We start from the raw sequence: 19593 nt of genomic DNA, 5'->3' as shown, positions 1-19593 counted from the left end.
TAATTGTAAAATATGAACCTACGCAATAGAAGAAATAAACGGCATGTAGAGTTGCACAACGGGGCATTGAATGATATCCTGTTCATTCTCCTGCTGTTCTTCCTGATCGTATCCACACTGGCTAATCCTAACGTGATCAAGCTGACACTGCCTAAAGCCAAAAGCAATACCAAAGCCAAACAGACAGTGGTGATCAGCATCAATGATAAAAGGGAGTTCTTTGTAGGTACTAACAAGGTGCCTTTTGAAAGCCTGAAACAAATGCTGATACCTGCTATAGGACGTGAAACCGTAGATCCTACCATTGTGATCAATGCAGAGAAAACGGTGCCTGTAGAAGATGTGGTGAAGGTAATGGAGGTAGCCCGTGAGATAGGTGCGAAAGTGGTGTTGGCTACAGCTAATCCGCAGAGTAAAGGATAGTATATCTTGAATATATAGATCGCGGTTCATTATAACATCTTAGTTGTTATGTGGAACCGCGATCCTTTTTATAGTAAGGCCTTCACCATCCTGTCCTTTCCAAATAGATCCTTTTTCACTTCTACATTGAGATATCCCTGTCCGCGTAACAATTCTGCCGTCTCTTCTCCAAATGCCTCATTGATCTCAAAGTACAGGACTCCGCCCGGGTTCAGTTTCTCTTTGGCCAGTAACCCGATCTGCCGGTAAAACAGCAAAGCATCATCATCCGGAACAAATAGGGCGATAGATGGTTCGTAAGCCACTACCTGTTCCTGCATATCTGTACGTTCCCGCTGGCAGATATACGGAGGATTGCTAACAATAATATCAAACATGGGTAATGACTTCGCCGCAGTTGCATCAAGAATGTCTATCAGTTCAAAATGGACATCCAGCAGCTGCTGCTGCGCATTGCCGCGGGCTGTATCCAGTGCACCTGTGCTAACGTCAAGGCCCCAGACAGTTGCAGTGGGCAATTCTTTCTTAATAGCGAGGGGAATGGCGCCGCTGCCGGTACCTATGTCAAGTATCTTACGGTTAAGTAGCTTACTGTTACGCACATCCTGCACAATCCATTCCACCAGTTCTTCCGTTTCCGGCCGGGGAATGAGCACATTGGCATTTACCTGCAGTTCCATGCCATAGAACCAGCTGCTACCGGTAACGTATTGCACCGGCTGGTGTTCCAGTAATGCGGTAAGGGCCTGCTGCAATTGTGCGGATTGCTGAGCTGTCAGTTCTTTGTCCTTATAAACGATCCTGTCCATCTTTGACATACCTGTTACATGTTCCATCACAATATGCGCGATATTGGCGGCTTCCCGCTGGTCATGAATAGGTGCCAGGGATGTGATGAGCTGTATGAAGGCGGCCTGTATTGTCATATGCAGCGTATAAAAATGTACTGTGCAGGGAAAATCCCTGCTGAAACGATATTTTTGCACACAAAAGTATAATATCAGACGCTATCATGGACAGCTCTTTTGATGAATTTTATATGCAACGGTGCCTGCAACTGGCGAAGCTGGGAGCGGGGAATGTAGCGCCCAATCCTATGGTTGGTGCTGTATTGGTGCATGAGGGCCGTATCATTGGTGAAGGGTATCACCAGCAGTATGGCCATGCGCATGCAGAGGTGAACTGTGTCAGATCTGTCAGGCCGGAAGACCAACCGCTGATCCCTGCTTCAACTATGTATGTGAGCCTGGAGCCCTGTGCCCACTATGGCAAAACACCTCCCTGTGCAGAACTGATCGTTGCCCGGAAAATAGGAGAGGTGGTGATAGGTTGCGTGGATACATTTTCCCAGGTATCAGGACGGGGTATCGCCATATTAAAAGAAGCCGGTATCAGGGTGAGGACACATGTGCTGGAGACCGCCTGCCGGCAGTTGAATGAGCGTTTTTTTACTTTTCATGAGCAGCAACGCCCTTATATTATACTGAAATGGGCACAAAGTGCAGCAGGTTATATGGCTGCTGCTGATGGATCCCCGGTACGCATTTCAAATCCGCTGACTGACAGGTTGGTACATCGCTGGCGGAGTGAGGAAATGGGAATACTGGTGGGTACTAATACCGCTGTAGCCGACAATCCCCGTCTGAATAACCGCTATTGGACAGGTAAAGACCCTGTCAGAATTGTAATAGACCGTACGCTGAAAACTCCCCGTCATTACCATTTGTGGAACGATGCTGCACCCACACTATTCATCACAGCTGAAGCAGCTGCTGAGCAAGGGGGTACTGAAACGGTCACTGCCGACTTTGGACAGCCACTTCTTCCGCAGTTAATGCAGCTTTTGCATGGAAGACGCATATTGAGCATACTGGTGGAAGGCGGGCCTTATGTGCTGAATAAATTTATCGAAGCAGGTCTTTGGGATGAAGCCCGTGTCATCATTGGGAGTCATTCATTGCCGGACGGTGTGAAGTCGCCGGTATTGTCACACAGCTTACTAACGGAAGAGACATTGCTGGATGGTGACAGGATATTGTATTACCGCAACAGAAAGGAGGGAACGGTATAATGAACTTTCTGAGGCGTCCTGTATGCATACTGATAGTATTCTGTTGCTGTATTCTGACCAGTTATGGCCAGACTGACAAATGGGTAGGCACCTGGACGATGGAATACAAGCCATGGCCTACTACAAACGGTATCAAACTGCAGTTACAGATAGGTAAACCGGAAAGGGATATGCTCTATCCGGCGCAACTGAAAGTGATCTATTCTCCCTTCTCAGGTACTTACGAAGTATTATTGGCCAAAAAGAATGATAACCAGTTGGGTATTGGCCGGGCAAAATATCCGGTGGAGGAGAGCCCTTTTCACCTGGGCGCCTGGATGCTTTATCTGAACGGTACTTTAAACTACCAGGCGAAAGGGGCGCCGGAGCTGAGCCTGCAACGAATGTGGATCAACTCCCATGAGTTATACATGCAGGGATTATATGCAGACGATGAAATGTATGCATACATGAAAGACCTGCTGCGGGAACTGCTCTCCCGTAAAGACATTGTGCTGAAAAAACAGAACAATATCCCCTGGCAACACCGGGATACACGCCGGATATTACATCCCGAAGCGGATTCCATCTACTTCGGTATTTATGATAAAGTGGATGTTTATGATTCTATCGTACCATTGTCAATCAGAGATGAGGATGCTATTGATAAAGATACAGTCACGCTGTTGCTGAATGGTAAACAACTGCTGGACAAGTCATTTATCAGTGAAACAGGAAGGACTTTGCAATTACCGCTGGATAGCGGTATTAATATTGTAACACTGTTTGCAGATAATTATGGCCGTCTGCCACCCAATACCGGTGCTTTTAAAGTAAAGACGACTACGGGAGCATACATGTTTGATTTCACGGACAGATCGAACATGTACGCTACTTTCCTGGTGGCGCAACTGAACCGTTTGCCACGCAAACCCGTTAAGGATACTGTGAAAACGGTAGCTGCGAATACAACCGGAGAAGGGAATAACATACCGCTGACTGGCAGCGATGTAAAAGATGGTACGGGAAGGATAGATGTGACAGTATCCGGGACAGGAAATACCACCGGCCAGCAGGTGGTGGCAGCTGATAAAACTGATATTAAACATATTCAGGGGCGTAATGCCGGTCATCCTGTGAAGGATAGCATCAGGACTTCCTTACTCAGGCCTGTTGATGACAAACGTATTGCAGAGCGGCATACAAGCCTGCTGGAGAAGATCAATGTACAACAGGCCGACGTGACGTTTGAATTGTGGGATGATGCTGCAGAAGATGGTGATAGTATCTCGATACGAATGAATGGGCTGGAAGTAGTGACCGGCTTCCCGGTAAAGCGGCAACGGCAGCAGCTGAAAGTAACCCTGCAACAAGGCGAAAACAGGCTGATTATGCTGGCTGATAATCTTGGCAGTATTCCTCCGAATACCGCCGTCATGAGGATAGTGGCAGGAGCATTGAGGAAATATGTGACAATAAAAACAGATCTGCAGCAGAACAATATGCTACTGATCATTTATGAGCCGGAGGCTGATACCACCGGCAAACAATAACAGCATGGAAGTTTATTTTACGATAGAGAAAACAGCAACCGCAGAATTCAAAGACAGGGGCAGCAAGTTCCTTGCATATGCCTGGCCTGTAAAAACAGCAGATCAGGTGAAAGATTGTCTGCAGGAAGTGAAGAAGGAACATCCCAAAGCCACCCATCATTGTTTTGCTTACCGCCTGGGCACAGACGGATTGCAGTTCAGAGCGAATGATGATGGTGAGCCATCGGGTACCGCTGGCAAACCTATTCTCGGGCAGATAGACAGTAAACAGCTGACAGATGTACTGGTGGTGGTGGTACGTTATTTTGGAGGCACCTTGCTGGGGGCGCCGGGGCTTATTAATGCCTATAAAATGTCCACAGCTATGGTGTTACAGCTTATTCCTGTGGTACAGAAAAATGTAGAGACGAAATATCAACTGAGCTTTGACTACACCATTATGAACGACATCATGACTGTTCTGAAACAGCAGAATTGTACGATATATATGCAGGAGTTGCAGCTGTTTTGTGAGATGGAAATCGGTATTCCCAAAGCAGTACAGGAGTTAACGCTGTTGAAGCTGAATGATATCCGGGGGCTGGAGATAAAAAAGATATAATCAGGAGTCAGGAATTGAAACGTACCGTGTAGCGCTGCTTCATGCAATTGATAATACAGCATAAACTGTAATACCAAACGCATGTGAAGGTTATTGTCCGGATTCCTGACCCCTGATGCTTAAATATTAACTTCTCTCGCAAACCTTTCGCTGACTACCAGGTCTTTACTTCCCTTCTCGTACTTATAGAAACCTTCGCCGCTCTTTACACCCAGGTACCCTGCGGTGACCATATTCACCAGTAAGGGACAAGGTGCGTATTTAGGATTGCCGAAACCATCATGTAATACGCGTAAAATAGAAAGGCATACATCCAGGCCTATGAAATCTGCCAGCTGTAATGGCCCCATAGGGTGCGCCATTCCAAGTTTCATGACAGTATCAATTTCGTTTACACCAGCCACACCTTCATACAGCGAATAAATGGCTTCATTGATCATCGGCATCAGGATGCGGTTGGCAATAAAGCCGGGATAATCATTCACCACACAGGGCACCTTACCTAGTTGTTCTGACAGCGTTACAATGGCAGCAGTAACAGCCTGCTCAGTGGCATAACCATTGATGATCTCTACCAGCTTCATCACCGGTACAGGATTCATAAAATGCATACCGATCACCTTATTGGCTCTCTGGGTAACCGCAGCAATCCGGGTAATGGAAATAGAGGAGGTGTTGGTGGCCAGTATGGCGTCTGGAGACGTGTGAGTATCCAGTTCCCTGAAGATCTTCAATTTCAGATCTATGTTTTCAGTGGCTGCCTCCACCACCAGTTCCGCGGTTTTTACACCAGCAGGCAAGTCGGTGAAGGTGGTAATGTGCTGTAAGGTCTGGTGCTTAACGTCTTCTGTTATAGAAGCTTTGGCCAGTTGCCTGTCAAGGTTCTTCTCGATTGTTTGCAGGGCACGTTCCAGTGCCGGGGCAGAAACATCAATGAGGTTGACTTTAAAACCGTTCTGTGCAAATACATGCGCAATACCATTTCCCATGGTACCGGCGCCGATGACAGCAATTTGTTGCATGGTGTATTGATTTTTAAGAGATGGAGCTAAGCCAGGTTAATAACCATAACTGTAGTTATTGTTATTCTTACTCTTAAAGTCACCTCGCTTCCAGGCCTGAATGAACTGGGCCCAGGCAAGAGGATTAAGAATATTTTGTGGAGCCTGCTGACCAGCATAGTACAATGACTGCGCTTGTTTGTTCATGTACATGTTGGTTGCTTCGCGGGCATCCGGAGGTATGTAACGTGAAAGTGCGCGCATACGGGCCTCTTCCGTATTCTTGCGAGCCAGTTCGTATTCATCGTCCGGGATGTCCGAACTGACGAATGCTTTCTCAAATTCCTCCCTGGTCGGGTAAGGTTTAATGATAGTAACCGGCAGATAGGTGGTGTCGTCTACCAGCAGTTGTATCATGGAGTAATTATTTCCCGGCAGATTCATGGGGATCTTAAAATCTTTACGCTTGAAACCCACAGCACTGAAAGTAAGGGTATCCCCTTTAAAGGCAACAATGGAGAACACACCCTGGCTATTGGAAATAGTACCACGGCGCTGCCCCTTCACAAGGATACTTACCGCCGGCACAGCCCTTAAACTGTCTGCCGTCATGGTAATACCGGAAATCTGGATAATGCTGTCTTTGAACTGCGAGAGTTGGGCTTTCAGCAGGAAAGGAAAAAACAGGAAAAATAGCAGTATGTAGGTACTCTTTTTGTTCATGCCGCCTCTAAGATAAATTATTTGTTTTAAAACAGTGGCCATAGGATTGTGTTCCAGTCATTATAGATGATGAATGGAAGAGAGATCGACAAAAACTATGACAGCGCTGACAAATTAAGTCGCAATTGGGTTAACTTTGCATTCTGGAATTAAAATTAACAACTATTTATGATCACAACGGAGCAGATATTGAAGGCTTTGAGCAATGTGGAAGAGCCTGATCTGGGGAAGGACCTGGTAACGCTGAATATGGTAAAAGATATTGAGATTGATGGTAATAAGGTGAAATTTACGGTTGTCCTGACTACCCCCGCCTGCCCGCTGAAAGATCTGATCAGGAATGCCTGTGTGAATGCAATACATCACCTTGTTAGTAAGGATGCGGAAGTTCAGGTGAACATGACAGCCAACGTAAATTCCAACAGGAAAGATGGCAGAAGTGTATTACCAAACGTGAAAAATATCATCGTTGTAGCTTCCGGTAAAGGAGGTGTGGGTAAATCCACTGTAGCAGCTAACCTGGCCCTGGCCCTGTCTGAAGGCGGCGCCAAGGTAGGACTGATGGATGCAGATATTTACGGCCCATCCGTACCCATTATGTTTGGTGTACGCGGTGAACGTCCGATGATGGAAACAGTGGAAGGTAAAGGCATGATTGTCCCTTTGGAGAAACACGGTATCAAACTGATGTCCATCGGGTCGCTGATAGATGAAAAGCAGGCAGTTGTATGGCGTGGCCCTATGGCCAGTAGCGCCCTGAAGCAGTTCCTCACAGACGTGAACTGGGGAGAACTGGATTACCTGGTTATTGACACTCCTCCGGGTACGGGCGATATTCACCTGACCCTGGTGCAGACAGTACCGGTAACAGGCGTGGTAATGGTGACCACACCGCAGGATGTAGCACTGGCAGATGCCAAGAAAGGTATTGCCATGTTTGGTGGTTCACAGATCAATGTACCGATCCTGGGGCTGGTAGAAAATATGTCTTATTTCACGCCGGCGGAGCTGCCGAACAACAAATACTACATATTCGGCAAGGAAGGTGGTAAACGCCTCGCGGAACAGCTGGAAATACCATTCCTGGGTCAGATCCCGCTGGTGCAGAGCATCCGTGAGGGTGGCGATGACGGTATTCCGGCTATGGTAGGCGGAGATAATGCCACTCAGCTGGCATTTATGGGCTTCGCCAGCATGGTGGCCCGCAACATTGCAATGAGAAATGCCAATGTACCGCCTACAAAGATCGTAGAGGTCTTTGTATAAGCAGTAAAATATTCAAAAGAAAAAGCCCCGCGCTACAGCGCAGGGCTTTTTTCATTATAGCAAGAGAGACAATTATAATACGAACGGTTTGCCGCCTACCATTACTTCCTGGGTAGCCTCGTCGAAAGTAGCTTTCTGACCGGTACGATAGGCCGCATTCGCCATAATAAGGGCGATGGAGTGAGAATAAGCCGCTTCTATAGGCGCATTGGCCGGCTTGCGGTCACGTACGCTCTGCATCCAGTTGCGCACGTGGGCATTGGTCAGCGGATCGCCACCTGTATTGGCGCTGGTCGCTGCCTTGGTTTCATTGGATGCCAGTGTCATATCGGGCAGCAGATTGGCATGAAGCCCCATCTCCTGGGCTTCTCTTTCCGTAAGGCCTCCGGTAGGTGCAATCTTGTTTTTGTCAATATCGATGGTGCCGCCATTGGAATAATACATTTCCTTGATACCGCCGGCAGAATTGGAGAACCTGGAACTGTAGGCTACCTGGAAACCGGTGGTAGGATCATTTTCAGGACCGTATTCAAATACCGCTGTGATAGTATCTGCGTTGGTACGGCCATCTTTCCACATGTAGATACCGCCGTTGGCCACCGCAGTACGTGGATGTTTCAGGCCGCTGAACCAGTGTACGGTGTCGATCTGGTGGGTCATCCACTGACCGAAAATACCGGAGGAATAAGGCCAGAACAGGCGGTATTCCAGGTATTTGCGCGGATCCCATTTGTCTTTCGGACGGCCAGCCAGGAAACGTTGCCAGTCGGTATCTGACTCACGGATCTCATTTACCAGTGCAGGTCTGCGCCAGCGTCCGGGCTGATTCACGTTCCAGGTCATTTCTACCATAGTGATAGGACCAAATTTGCCTTCCTTAATGAAATTGTTGGCAGCATGGTAGCTGTCGCCACTGCGACGTTGCGTACCTACCTGGAATATTTTTCCTGAAGCTTTCACTGCTTTCAGTGCTTTACGGGCATCGTCCATTGTTTCTGCGAATGGTTTTTCGCAGTACACATCCATTCTGTTGCCTACAGCCTCAATAGTATGAAAGGCGTGCTGGAAATCGGCAGTAGCGATGATCACTGCGTCCAGGTCCTTCATTTTGTATAATTCATCATTATTGACGCAGGCTTTTATATCATGTCCGGCTTTACCCTGCAGAAATGCTTTTCCTTCCTCACGTCTGCGATTCCAGATATCTGATACGGCAATAATATCAAAGTTCAGCTCCTTGTTATTATTGAAAAAACAGGGAAGTAAGGCCTGTCTCGCACGATCAGAAAATCCTACGAGTCCTACGTTGACCCTGTCATTGGCACCCATAATGCGGGCATAACTGCTGGCAGGCAGTCCCATTGCACTGAGTGTAACACCTGCGCCGGTGAGCAGGGATTCTTTCAGGAATTCACGACGTGATTTCATTTCTATATAGATTTAAGTTGTTTACAGTTTATAGGCCGTTTTTATCTGGTCATGCATATAATCCAGTGTTGGTTTCCCTTGCTGGGACATATTCTCCCAACGACATTCCAGGGAAATCCTGCCTGTATAATGAATACTTGCCAGCGCAGCGATATAAGGCGTTATATCATTGCCGGTGGAACCGGGAGCCGTTCTTTTCTCTCTTTCCGCAATGTGGCAATGTACCAGGTTCTTCGCAGCCTTTCTGATCACATCGGGCGATTCGTGCTCCTTCAGCATATGATAAATATCTGCTGTCAGTTTGAAGTTGGGATGGTGTACGGCTGTGACAATAGCATCTGCCTCTGCCAGCGTATTCACAAAATTCGTCTCTGTGCTGTTCAGGTTTTCAATGGCAATCACACAGTCATATTTCCCGGCTACTACCGCCATTTTGCGGCATAGGCCGATGAACTGCAATGTGGCAGTGTCTTTATTATAATTATCCGGTAGTTTACGGGAACCGCCACTGCCTAATACTATCACATGAATGCCGGCCTGTTTGGCCCTGGTCATTACGCCGTCCACATAAGTGAGTACCTGCTGCTCGTTGACGTTATTGCCTGTGAGCCGGATCTCCCCGGGAAAAAAGACATTGCATGCCTGTACTTTGCACTTCATTTTCCGCAATTGCTCCAGATGGAGACGGAAAGTATCCTCCGGTATGGCGGGGGACAACAGTTTCTGTACATTTTCTTCAATGTAGTCATAACCGGCAGCATGTAACAGACTATCATTCATGCGGGAAGTAGCAACGCCGACCTGGGGGACCTTCACTTGTGCATTCGATTGCAAAACACAAAGGAAGAGGGCTAAAAATATCAATCCGGAACAGTTTTTCATATTATTTTTTTCATAAACGCGGTGGTCAAAAGTTAGGAACATTATTTTAAAAATCCAAATGGACGGGGCTGAACGGTATCTTGGTAAACCTTCAGGTACTTTTCAGATTCTTTTGTTATATTTATATATCAGACCGGAAACAGTATTCCAGATTTTGCTAATATTTTCATTTCAAACGGCATTGCTTAAGTTTTGCTTAACTTTGCGCCCCAAATCCATCATTTATGAACAGACAGGAACTGGTGAATCTGATAAAGGAGAGGCAATCTTATCTCTGTGTGGGATTAGACACAGATCTTCATAAGATTCCCCGCCATTTACTCTCTCATCCCGACCCCGTATTTGCGTTTAACAAAGCGATCATTGATGCTACAAAGGATCTTTGTGTATCCTACAAGATCAATACTGCTTTTTACGAGTGTATGGGCATCCGTGGATGGGAAAGCCTGCAACGCACGGTTGAGTACATCCCTTCCGGCCTGTTTACCATTGCTGACGCCAAGCGTGGTGACATAGGGAATACCTCCACACAATACGCCAAAACATTCTTTGAAACATACAATTTCGATGCAGTGACTGTGGCGCCTTATATGGGCCGCGACAGCGTACTGCCTTTCTTGTCCTTCAATGAAAAATGGACCATCCTGCTGGGCCTCACCTCCAATGAAGGCAGCCAGGACTTCCAGTTACAGCAGTCCGGCGATGAATACCTCTATGAAAAGGTAATGAAAGCCGGTATGAGCTGGGGAACGCCTGATAATCTGATGTTTGTGGTAGGCGCTACCCAGACTTCCCAGTTGGGTTATATCCGTCAGTTAGTGCCTGACCATTTCTTCCTGGTACCCGGTGTCGGCGCCCAGGGGGGGAACCTGCAGGACATTTCAGCCCAGGCCATGAACAAAGACTGCGGCCTGCTGGTAAATGCCAGCCGTTCAATCATTTACGCCGGTAACGGTGAAGACTTTGCCAATGATGCCCGCGCTGCCGCCCTCCAGTTGCAGCAGGAAATGGCAGAATGCCTGGAAGCAAAACAGACATTGGCCAACAGCTGACCGGTTGTTGACTATCATAATGCAGTCCATAGTCAGTAGAATGGTCCCTTTTGGGAATGTTCTTCAGACTATGGACTTTTTTTGTGGATGAAATCTTAAATTGAGAAAGACTTATAAAACGTGTTCCACATGCTTAAAGACCTGTTTCAATCCCCCGATTATTTCCACGTAGACGATTTGTTGACCGAAGAACATCTTATGGTGCGTGACGCCGTACGGCAATGGGTGAAAAAAGAAGTTTCTCCTGTTATTGAAGATGCTTGCCAGCACGCTACCTTTCCTTCCCAGATTATTAAAGGCCTGGGCGAATTAGGCTGCTTTGGCCCTACCATTCCACAGGAATACGGCGGCGGTGGTATGGACCATATCGCCTACGGACTGATGATGCAGGAGCTGGAAAGAGGGGACAGTGGTATAAGGTCTACCGCCTCCGTACAAGGCTCCCTCGTTATGTACCCGATCTTTACCTTCGGCAGTGAAGAGCAGAAGCGTAAATACCTGCCTAAACTGGCCACAGGGGAGTGGATGGGATGCTTCGGACTGACAGAGCCTGACTTCGGTTCCAATCCTTCCGGTATGATCACCCATTTTAAAGATGCCGGCGACCATGTGATTCTGAATGGCTCTAAAATGTGGATCTCCAATGCTCCCTTCGCACAGATTGCAGTTGTATGGGCAAAAGATGATGAGGGTGCTATAAGAGGTATCATCGTCGAAAGAGGAATGGAAGGATTCTCCACACCGGAAACTAAAGGTAAATGGAGCCTCAGGGCCAGTGCCACTGGTGAACTGGTATTTGACAATGTAAAGGTGCCCAAAGAAAACATCCTGCCAAACGTAAAAGGTCTCAAAGGGCCCCTCAGTTGTCTTTCTTCTGCCCGTTACGGGATTGCCTGGGGAGTAACAGGGGCTGCCATGGACTGTTATGACACCGCTTTGCGATATGCGAAAGAACGTATTCAGTTTGATAAACCCATTGCCGGTTTCCAGCTTACACAGAAAAAGCTGGCGGAAATGATCACAGAGATCACTAAGGCCCAGCTGATGAACTGGCGCCTGGGCGTCCTGAAAAACGAAGGGAAAGCTACTCCGGCCCAGATCTCTATGGCCAAACGTAATGCCTGCGAAATAGCTACAAATATCGCCCGCGAAGCCCGCCGGATATTAGGAGGAATGGGCATCACCGGAGAGTTCCCGATTATGCGCCATATGATGAACCTGGAAAGTGTGATCACCTATGAAGGCACACATGAAATTCACCTGCTGATCACTGGTCACGATATAACTGGTTTAGATGCATTTCATTGATGCTTTGTCTATCTTTCCGTGAATAAAATTTCAGCTAAAGGTTCATGTATACGATAAGGGATAGACTGGCGATGCTAAAACAACTGGTTATTTTCTTGCTTTTCCTCTGCATCAGTGCCGCCACTTTTGCCCAGCGATTGATAACAGTCGAGGGACAGGCGCAGGGCACCTATTACATCATCAAATATCTTTCTGACGATACCACTTCTCTGCAGTATGCGATAGATTCCGTTTTTGCAGATATAGACCAGTCCCTATCCCTGTATAAACCGGGCTCTCTTATTAATCGTTTTAATGAAGGTACTACTGTACATATGGATCAGCATATGCAGGCAGTTGTGGCGAGGTCATTGCAGATCAGCAAGGCAACCAATGGCGCTTTTGATATTACTGTAAAGCCCCTGGTAGATGTCTGGGGATTTGGTGTGCACAAACCTGCAGTACAAACGATACCGGCAGCCGGGACTTTGCAGCACATCCTGCTGTACGTGGGCTACCGGCATTTACAGGTTCGCGGACGGCAACTCACAAAGAAGAAAAAAGGGGTGGAGATTGATTGTAATGGTATTGCACAAGGGTATACCTCAGATGTAATGGCCCGCTTACTGGAACAAAAAGGAATCGGAAATTATCTCGTGGATGTAGGTGGTGAATTGTGCAGCAAAGGACATAACCAGCATGGCAAAATATGGACAGTAGGGATCGAACGTCCTGCAACAGAAGATAATGCTTATCCCGTACAGGCATTACTGGCATTGGACAACAAAGCCATCACCACCAGTGGTAATTACCGTCGTTTCTTCGACCAGGGAGGCACCCGTTTTGCACATAGCATAGATCCCGCTACAGGAGAGGCATTGCATAGTAACATTGTGAGTGTGACGGTCATCGCCAGGGACGCGATTACGGCAGACGGATTTGACAATGCGCTGATCTTAATGGGAGTGGAGCGTGGGTTGTTATTTATCCGGCAACATCCGGAATACGGACTGGAAGCCTATTTCATTTACAAGGATGAAAAGGGTAAAATACAAGAACGTTTTTCTCCCGGCTTTGAAAAGCTATTGATCAGATAAAAGAAGGCCCTGTATTACGACAGGACCTTCACCGGAAAAGTGGTTTTTTATAGAATATGTAGAACTTAGTTGATGTGTACCCTCAGGCCCACATTGGCCTGCAGTACATTATAGCTTGTAATTTCCTGCAGCTTGTAGGGCGAATAGGTGTACTGCACACTGGCATTGAATAACAGAGGAGAGCCTTTGCCAAAAGGAATATTGATACCTACTTCAGGAGAAGCAGCGAATTGCCAGCTGTTATCCCTGTCAGTAAATTCCCCCCAGTATTTATTGTACAACATATTCACCGTACCCACACCTAATCCCACATATGGAATAATGGCGCGATCGGGTTTGGTCAGCTGATACTGGACTGTAGCCAATATCGGTGTAACCTCCAGTGAACGGGATTGCACTGCTGAGATATCTCCACCCTTTGTCGGATACACTGCGCGCGGCAGTCTTTGATAGAACTGCTGGTACCCGCTTCGTAGGCCAACGGCCAGCTGGTCGTTTATCTGATACTGGAGGCCTGCCCGCCAACCACGGAAACTTGTTTTATCAGTATAATCTTTCAGCGAACCGAAAGGTTGCCCTATAGAATAATCTACATTAATGGATAAAGGAGAACGTACCTGTGCAAAAGCAGATTGTACTCCCAGGAAAGCGATCATTGTCAGTATCCAAAGTTTCATACTTTTCATCTCTGTCTCTTTTAAAGTGAATCATTAACTGTTTGCCTTCAGGTAAGTAGACTGCGCAAAAACAGCAGATACCATACTATCAACATTGCTGATGTTCCATACACCGCTGCCACGCAGCATAGCGTTCCATATGGCTACCAGCTGATTGTTCTTCGGGTTTTTCAGATCAACGATGTCGATGGATACTGCGCGTTCTTTCTGGTATACCTGGTAATAAGTCGGCCAGTAATAGCCATAACCTGGGTAGCCCCAGTAGAAAGGATCAAAATAGCCACCTATACCGCTCCAATAACCGGGATCGTAATAAACAGCGCTGTAGGTGTTGTCAATACGGGTAAGATTCACAGCCAGGTCTGGTTTCGCAGCCCTGCTCACCATTGTGTACCCTCTTGACTGTAATGACTGCGTGACGTCGGCGATCAGTTTTTTGTCGTAGTCCGTCAGCGCACGCTCATCGTTATTTGAATTAGTGGCTACTGCTACGGAGTCGACGATACTAAAGGTCTTGTAGGAACTAAAATCAACACTGTCTGCACGGTTTGTTACGTAGATTCTTGATTCATCTTCTGTCAAATCTTTGAGTGGATCTTTCCCACAACTGCTGAATGACAGTATCATGCCCAATGCTGCGCTCATTAATAACATTACTCTTTTCATATTCACGGGTTTTTATTTTGTTGCTATTTCAGGCAGGCAGAGGGAGGGAAATGAGACAGGCTGTTACTTAACAGTATAACAGTAAATGTGCCAACGGCGGGTTGCAGAGTAGCACAATCTTTTAACGTATTTGAACAGGGGATGTTACATGAAGTTTATCAGTGAAATGTTAAGGTATTCCTAAAATAAGAAGGGGAATGCAGCAAGCAGACAGAAGTATGCAACACCAGCTTGTTTTATCGTGTTGCAATAATCCGGGGAATGTATGTGGCAACAAAACGCGATCGGATCCGGAGCTGCGTGTTTGTAGCGCTGGTACCCTGGTAGATGTGTTTATACATCACCGGAAATCCCTTTAAAAAATTCAGGAATGATGTAAGGAGGTGGGAAGGATTGATTTTTCCCCCAAAATAGCCTTTAATTGCGCCGCAGAGGCAAAATGGATACCATCTATACCACAGGCCGCGGCGCCGCGGATATTGCGCTCATTATCGTCAATAAAAAGGGTTGACGAGGCATCCAGTTCATAGCGGTCGAGCAGTAAATTATAAAACGCCGGGTCTGGCTTACGGATCTTTTCCCTGCCGGACACCACAATACCATCAAACCAATTCAGGAAAGGGTAATTCAGGAGCGCCAGCGGGAATGTCTCGTTGGACCAGTTGGTCAGCGCGTAGAGTTTATATTGGTTACTGTCTTTCAGTTCCTGTAAAATATCCACAGTTTCCTGGATTGGCCCACCTAGCATTTCCTTCCAGCGGCCATAATAAGCCCGTATTTCGGCCTCAAACTTTGGAAACTGGCAGATTAGCATCTCGGTAGCTTCCTGCAGGCTTCTGCCGGCATCCTGTTCTTCGTTCCAGGCAGAGGTACAGACATTGGTAAGGAAAAACTCGGTTTCTGCAGCTGTTGCAAAGATCTTATTGTAGAGATAACGGGGATTCCAGTCTATCAGCACAGCGCCCAGATCAAACACGAGATTGGAATAATTTTTAACAGCAGCAGTCTTCATGTGGATAAAGATATCTATTTTACAGATTAAGGAAAAATATAAATTGTTGCAAGATAATAAGATATCTGAAGATATTCTTTGTTATTTCCGCTCCCTCATTTCCCGGAGTAAACGGATGCTTAGCAGGGTGATGAGCACAATAATGCTGACTATCCCTGTCCAGATCCATCTTTTACTCGTGAAAACGGTAGAATTCGTTTCAGCTGCGGGTAAAGGCATATTTTTTATAACGGCCGGAGCAGCTGTGATATTGCCTGCTTCGAGTACAGGTATTTTAGCCGGCAGCTTATTGGCAAAATATGGCAGGTCATAAACCGGCGCCGGCAGATCAGGAACACCTGTTTTCAGCAGGTAGCTCTTTCCTTTTTCCAGCCAGGCAGTCAGATAAATATGCTGCTGCCAGACAGTAATATCTTTCACTTGCAGGGCAGGGTTATCTTCATTTTTGATGATGATAAAACACTGCTTTGTTTTGAGTGGCGTATATAACTTAAAAACAGCCGGCTGGCCGGAAACAAGGGCAAATTCTTGCGGAGGCGTCAATCCGCTGGTATCTTCTGTAACGTATAAATACCGTTTGAAATAGGCCGGAATAGCCACTGTCAATTTCACTTGCTCAACAAGGTATTCCTCTTTGAATTGCAATTGAATAATCGTTGTCCTGGATGCCGCATCATTCCTGGTAGTGATAACCGGAGAGGGCACCATCACATATGGTGTATCACGCCGTAAAATGTAAGAAACGGCTGTTTCCCGGTCAAAGATCCGTATATCTGTCAGTGCCGTATCATCACTTTTGGCAATGAACTCCGGGTGCAGGGTGATATTATAAAGACCTGTTTCATTAATAGCGGGCAAACCTGCCTGCCAGGTAAATTGTTGTGCGCTGGCGGGCAGTATCCCTGTTATGATGGACAGGAAGGTGAATAATTGAATAAACTTAATTGGTCGTCTGGCTTTCATCTGTCAGTAATATTTTTTTCAAACGCTGGTACATAAATGAAATGATCAGCAGTATAACACCGAGCGAAATAAATGCAGCGATCTTGCCTCCTTCGGACAGATCGTGCAGATCAAATAAGAACAACTTCAGTAGCGTCAGGGCAAATAAGCTGATGGAGATAATACGCACCTGTTTAGATTGCCATCTGAAGCCAAGATAGATCAGCATAAAGGCAAACGCACCCCAGAGGATGGTATACCCTGTACGCTGACTGTTATTTGTAATATCGCTGGTATGGATATTGGGCTGCCAGGTGCTTAGTGTTACTATATGATCAAGCGAGGCACTTAGTACATACACCAGCGAAAATGCTGCTACCCACTGGAAAATATGCACGTATTTTTTATTACGGATCACCTTCACCGTGAGGTATGCCTGATAGAGCATGACCAGCAACGAAGCGATCAGCACGTAGGTAAGCAGGAAATGCGTCAGCGGTTTGTGCTCCTCCAGGTATGCAGACCGTACATCGATGATCTGATCATTATACAGCACTATGAATACCAGTATGAAGACCGCAGACAGTCCTACAGAGAATATTCTGAATATAACATGTTCTTTCCTGCTGAGGTAAAGCAGGATACAGATGAAAAGGTAATTGTAAATACCTGTGTTAATAATCGTAACGGCAGGCCAGTAAATCTGGGATTGATAATATAGTTCCAGTACACCCACTATATAAATAATAACAAGGGAAAAAACCCCCAACGCCTGCCTTAGCATTGATACCGGGATCTCGATAAAGTATTGCTTACCCAGGTCATTTTTGAGTAATCTTCTTATGATGAACAAGGCAGCGATGCATACAATTCCGGTAATAAATCCCTGGTTAAGCAATGGCCACATATGACTACCGCCCGCATAACGGAATTCGTCATATGTCTGTTGCCAGTCTACCATCAGGCTGACACTCATCATGAAGAAGACAATCCCCGATGCATATTGCATTAGCTTTATTTGTGAACGTTGGTATAACCATAGCAGCAGCACAGATTCCGCAGCCCAGAAGAGCGTAATGTGATTGCCTTTTAATTGCACCGGTGCGGCAAGGCTCAGGAAACTCAACGTAAGACCGATCAACAGGTAGATCAGGTTCCTGTCAGCATGCTGATTACGGTATAGTGAATAAGCGAAGATAAAGTTGAATACTGCCATGCAGGCCGTAAACAATCCCTGGAAAACCCCTCCATGTATATGTGATAATATGATCATGCCGGCTGCATAATAAAGGAAGGTATTACTGAGTAAGATCAGTATCTCACCTGCCTTAAAGCCGACACGTTGCCGAAGGTTGTTGATCACATTCATCAGGAAGAACACTATATAGAACAAGGTGGCAAATACCAGTCCTGTAACGTAGGGAACAGGCTTTGTAGCTGCCTGTTGAATACTGAAAGACAGCCAGCTGCCAAAAAGCAAAACAGTGGCTATATAACTGATGATATTGACGATATTCCATTTCTTGTAATATGCCAGTATCAGCATACCTACATTCAGGATCAGGATATAGGTAAACAGTACTGCTGCATTACCTGCGCCCGTGCTGATCAGCAGGGGAGAGGAGAACCCGCCGAGTATTGCCAGAACGGCCAGCTCTTTCCTGTCGTAACTGAGCGATAATACAACAGTAAAGGCTGTGATCAGTACCATCATAATGAAAGCCAGTGTCTGACCAATAAGATGATATTGCTGAAAAGCGATGGTAATACTGAAATACAGAACTGCCACACCGCCACCTACCAGTACAGAACTGAAAGCTGTGAATGTCTTCCGCAGGCGATGTGCAACACCGATCAGGATGCCGCCGCAAACGATACCTATAAAGGTCCTGCCGATCTCGTTGATCCAGTTCTTGTCTATCGCATATTTCAGGAAGAAGCCTATACCGATAACGAGAATAGCGATACCTATCTTGTTGAACAGGTTTTCTCCGATGAACTTTTCCAGATCCGGATTCTTTTCCCAGAAAGTAGGGGTGGGTTCCTTCGGTCTTACCGGTTCCCGAACCGCTATAGGTGTTGCCACCGGAGCAGTAAATGCTGCCTCTCTTGCCGGTTGTGGTAATTCCGGAACGGGTGCTGGTTGCACTGGTTCCGGTTGCGGTGGAGTGATCACCTCAATAACGGGAGGCGTCGGAGCTTCCGGTATCACTGCCGGTGGAATATGCGGTGCAGGCTCGGGCTGCATTGTTGGTTGCCTGGCGTAATCAGGTGGTGTAGTTTTTTCTTCTTTTGTTGTTGGGGCAACTCTTTCCCGCTGTCTCATGAGAAGATCCAATTTGTGGTTCATCTCATCTATTTTACTTGTGAGATCATTCCTGGTAATGAAGACCATTATAAGGATGACGATCAGAAGTATAAAGGTAAATACAGCCATAAAGCGTAGGTATTATTGGGAATATTGTATGAATATAGTCTTTTGTCAATAAAAAAGCCCCGTATTCAGTGCGAACACGAGGCGATATCAACATTGCAACTGAGTAAACTATTGATTTGATCTGTCGGCATCTCCGGATGCTGCCCGCATTGGTTTGGAAGTCTCCACTATAGTATGAAAATCTCATGAACGATGTCCTTCGCCTTCCTGCACGCTACAATCGCTGGCCCTTTAGGGTACAGGCACTTGATTTTCATTCTGAAACAAATATATTATATATTTTAATAAAAAGAAATATTAGAGTAAAATTCAGGTATCTTTTGGAGGGTAACTTACAGCTATTGTCTGCATCACAATGAAAAGCCGGGCAGGAACGATATTATTGCCGGTATTAGGGTATCAACCAATAGCTCGTATGTTGAAAATCGTTCGTTGTGGGAAAAGAAACCCATAAATGGTGCTTGCTTTAATTGGAAAGCCCCGCGCATTTACGCAC

The 19593-nt window shown here is 46.4% G+C and carries 18 protein-coding genes; 8 read left to right on the top strand and 10 right to left on the bottom strand.

The features are described 5' to 3' along the window. The first annotated feature begins 12 nt into the window (after positions 1–12). Positions 13–423 (top strand): biopolymer transporter ExbD, encoded by a 411-nt coding sequence (locus tag F3I09_RS00370; RefSeq protein ID WP_149693059.1) that lies wholly within the window; start codon positions 13–15, stop codon positions 421–423. A 68-nt stretch (positions 424–491) separates the two neighbouring features. Here the strand turns inward: F3I09_RS00370 and prmC are convergent, their stop codons facing one another. Next, on the bottom strand, positions 492–1349 hold the full coding sequence (gene prmC, locus F3I09_RS00365; protein WP_149693058.1) for a peptide chain release factor N(5)-glutamine methyltransferase: 858 nt from the start codon (positions 1347–1349) through the stop codon (positions 492–494). An 86-nt stretch (positions 1350–1435) separates the two neighbouring features. Here prmC and ribD point away from each other — a divergent pair, with 86 nt between their 5' ends. Genes ribD through F3I09_RS00350 form a run of 3 tightly spaced genes read left to right on the top strand, consistent with a single transcriptional unit; the run spans position 1436 to position 4627 of the window. Next, the gene (ribD, locus tag F3I09_RS00360) at positions 1436–2494 is read left to right on the top strand and encodes a bifunctional diaminohydroxyphosphoribosylaminopyrimidine deaminase/5-amino-6-(5-phosphoribosylamino)uracil reductase RibD (RefSeq protein WP_149693057.1); all 1059 of its coding nucleotides are present in this window, start codon (positions 1436–1438) and stop codon (positions 2492–2494) included. Then, a complete protein-coding gene (locus F3I09_RS00355; RefSeq protein WP_149693056.1) occupies positions 2494–4026 on the top strand; it encodes a hypothetical protein in 1533 nt (510 codons plus the stop codon). Before ribD ends, F3I09_RS00355 begins: the two co-directional genes overlap by 1 nt. A gap of 4 nt (positions 4027–4030) precedes the next feature. Further along, on the top strand, positions 4031–4627 hold the full coding sequence (locus F3I09_RS00350; RefSeq protein WP_149693055.1) for a YigZ family protein: 597 nt from the start codon (positions 4031–4033) through the stop codon (positions 4625–4627). A gap of 119 nt (positions 4628–4746) precedes the next feature. On the opposite strand, the gene F3I09_RS00345 is transcribed toward F3I09_RS00350, so the two are convergent. Further along, positions 4747–5649 carry a 3-hydroxyacyl-CoA dehydrogenase family protein gene (locus F3I09_RS00345; RefSeq protein ID WP_149693054.1) on the bottom strand — a complete coding sequence of 301 codons (903 nt, stop codon included), beginning with the start codon at positions 5647–5649 and terminating at the stop codon, positions 4747–4749. Between the two features lie 36 nt (positions 5650–5685). Beyond that, positions 5686–6351, bottom strand: a complete 666-nt coding sequence (locus F3I09_RS00340; protein ID WP_223233089.1) for a carboxypeptidase-like regulatory domain-containing protein — start codon at positions 6349–6351, stop codon at positions 5686–5688. A gap of 168 nt (positions 6352–6519) precedes the next feature. On the opposite strand from F3I09_RS00340, the gene F3I09_RS00335 reads away from it, so the two are divergent. Next, the gene (locus F3I09_RS00335; RefSeq protein WP_106602116.1) at positions 6520–7617 is read left to right on the top strand and encodes an Mrp/NBP35 family ATP-binding protein; all 1098 of its coding nucleotides are present in this window, start codon (positions 6520–6522) and stop codon (positions 7615–7617) included. Between the two features lie 72 nt (positions 7618–7689). Here the strand turns inward: F3I09_RS00335 and F3I09_RS00330 are convergent, their stop codons facing one another. Together F3I09_RS00330 and F3I09_RS00325 are read right to left on the bottom strand one after the other, a co-directional pair. After that, entirely contained in the window at positions 7690–9045 is a 1356-nt protein-coding gene (locus tag F3I09_RS00330) for a Gfo/Idh/MocA family protein (protein WP_149693052.1), read from the bottom strand. A 21-nt stretch (positions 9046–9066) separates the two neighbouring features. Next, positions 9067–9927, bottom strand: a complete 861-nt coding sequence (locus F3I09_RS00325) for a sugar phosphate isomerase/epimerase (RefSeq protein WP_188133629.1) — start codon at positions 9925–9927, stop codon at positions 9067–9069. A gap of 224 nt (positions 9928–10151) precedes the next feature. On the opposite strand from F3I09_RS00325, the gene pyrF reads away from it, so the two are divergent. From pyrF to F3I09_RS00310, 3 genes are all read left to right on the top strand, one after another. Next, positions 10152–10979 (top strand): orotidine-5'-phosphate decarboxylase, encoded by an 828-nt coding sequence (gene pyrF, locus F3I09_RS00320; protein ID WP_149693050.1) that lies wholly within the window; start codon positions 10152–10154, stop codon positions 10977–10979. Positions 10980–11108: 129 nt separating this feature from the next. Next, on the top strand, positions 11109–12287 hold the full coding sequence (locus F3I09_RS00315) for an acyl-CoA dehydrogenase family protein (protein WP_149693049.1): 1179 nt from the start codon (positions 11109–11111) through the stop codon (positions 12285–12287). Between the two features lie 44 nt (positions 12288–12331). Next, positions 12332–13363, top strand: a complete 1032-nt coding sequence (locus tag F3I09_RS00310) for an FAD:protein FMN transferase (protein ID WP_149693048.1) — start codon at positions 12332–12334, stop codon at positions 13361–13363. Positions 13364–13428: 65 nt separating this feature from the next. On the opposite strand, the gene F3I09_RS00305 is transcribed toward F3I09_RS00310, so the two are convergent. The 5 genes from F3I09_RS00305 to F3I09_RS00285 all read right to left on the bottom strand — a co-directional run bounded on the left by F3I09_RS00305 (position 13429) and on the right by F3I09_RS00285 (position 19010). Beyond that, positions 13429–14049: an OmpW family outer membrane protein gene (locus F3I09_RS00305; RefSeq protein WP_149693047.1), complete on the bottom strand. Its 621-nt coding sequence runs from the start codon at positions 14047–14049 to the stop codon at positions 13429–13431. Between the two features lie 24 nt (positions 14050–14073). Then, complete coding sequence (locus tag F3I09_RS00300; RefSeq protein ID WP_149693046.1) at positions 14074–14706, bottom strand: DUF4136 domain-containing protein; 633 nt, start codon at positions 14704–14706, stop codon at positions 14074–14076. 364 nt (positions 14707–15070) lie between these two features. Beyond that, positions 15071–15718 (bottom strand): HAD family phosphatase, encoded by a 648-nt coding sequence (locus F3I09_RS00295; RefSeq protein WP_149693045.1) that lies wholly within the window; start codon positions 15716–15718, stop codon positions 15071–15073. A gap of 81 nt (positions 15719–15799) precedes the next feature. Further along, the gene (locus F3I09_RS00290; protein WP_149693044.1) at positions 15800–16681 is read right to left on the bottom strand and encodes a hypothetical protein; all 882 of its coding nucleotides are present in this window, start codon (positions 16679–16681) and stop codon (positions 15800–15802) included. Continuing rightward, the gene (locus tag F3I09_RS00285) at positions 16659–19010 is read right to left on the bottom strand and encodes a DUF2339 domain-containing protein (RefSeq protein WP_149693043.1); all 2352 of its coding nucleotides are present in this window, start codon (positions 19008–19010) and stop codon (positions 16659–16661) included. The genes F3I09_RS00290 and F3I09_RS00285 overlap by 23 nt, the downstream gene beginning before the upstream one ends. Between the last annotated feature and the right edge of the window lie 583 nt (positions 19011–19593).

It is taken from the genome of Chitinophaga sp. CF418 (genome assembly GCF_900142925.1).
Classification (GTDB): Bacteria; Bacteroidota; Bacteroidia; order Chitinophagales; family Chitinophagaceae; genus Chitinophaga.
This window is presented reverse-complemented; position numbering and strand designations above follow the sequence as displayed.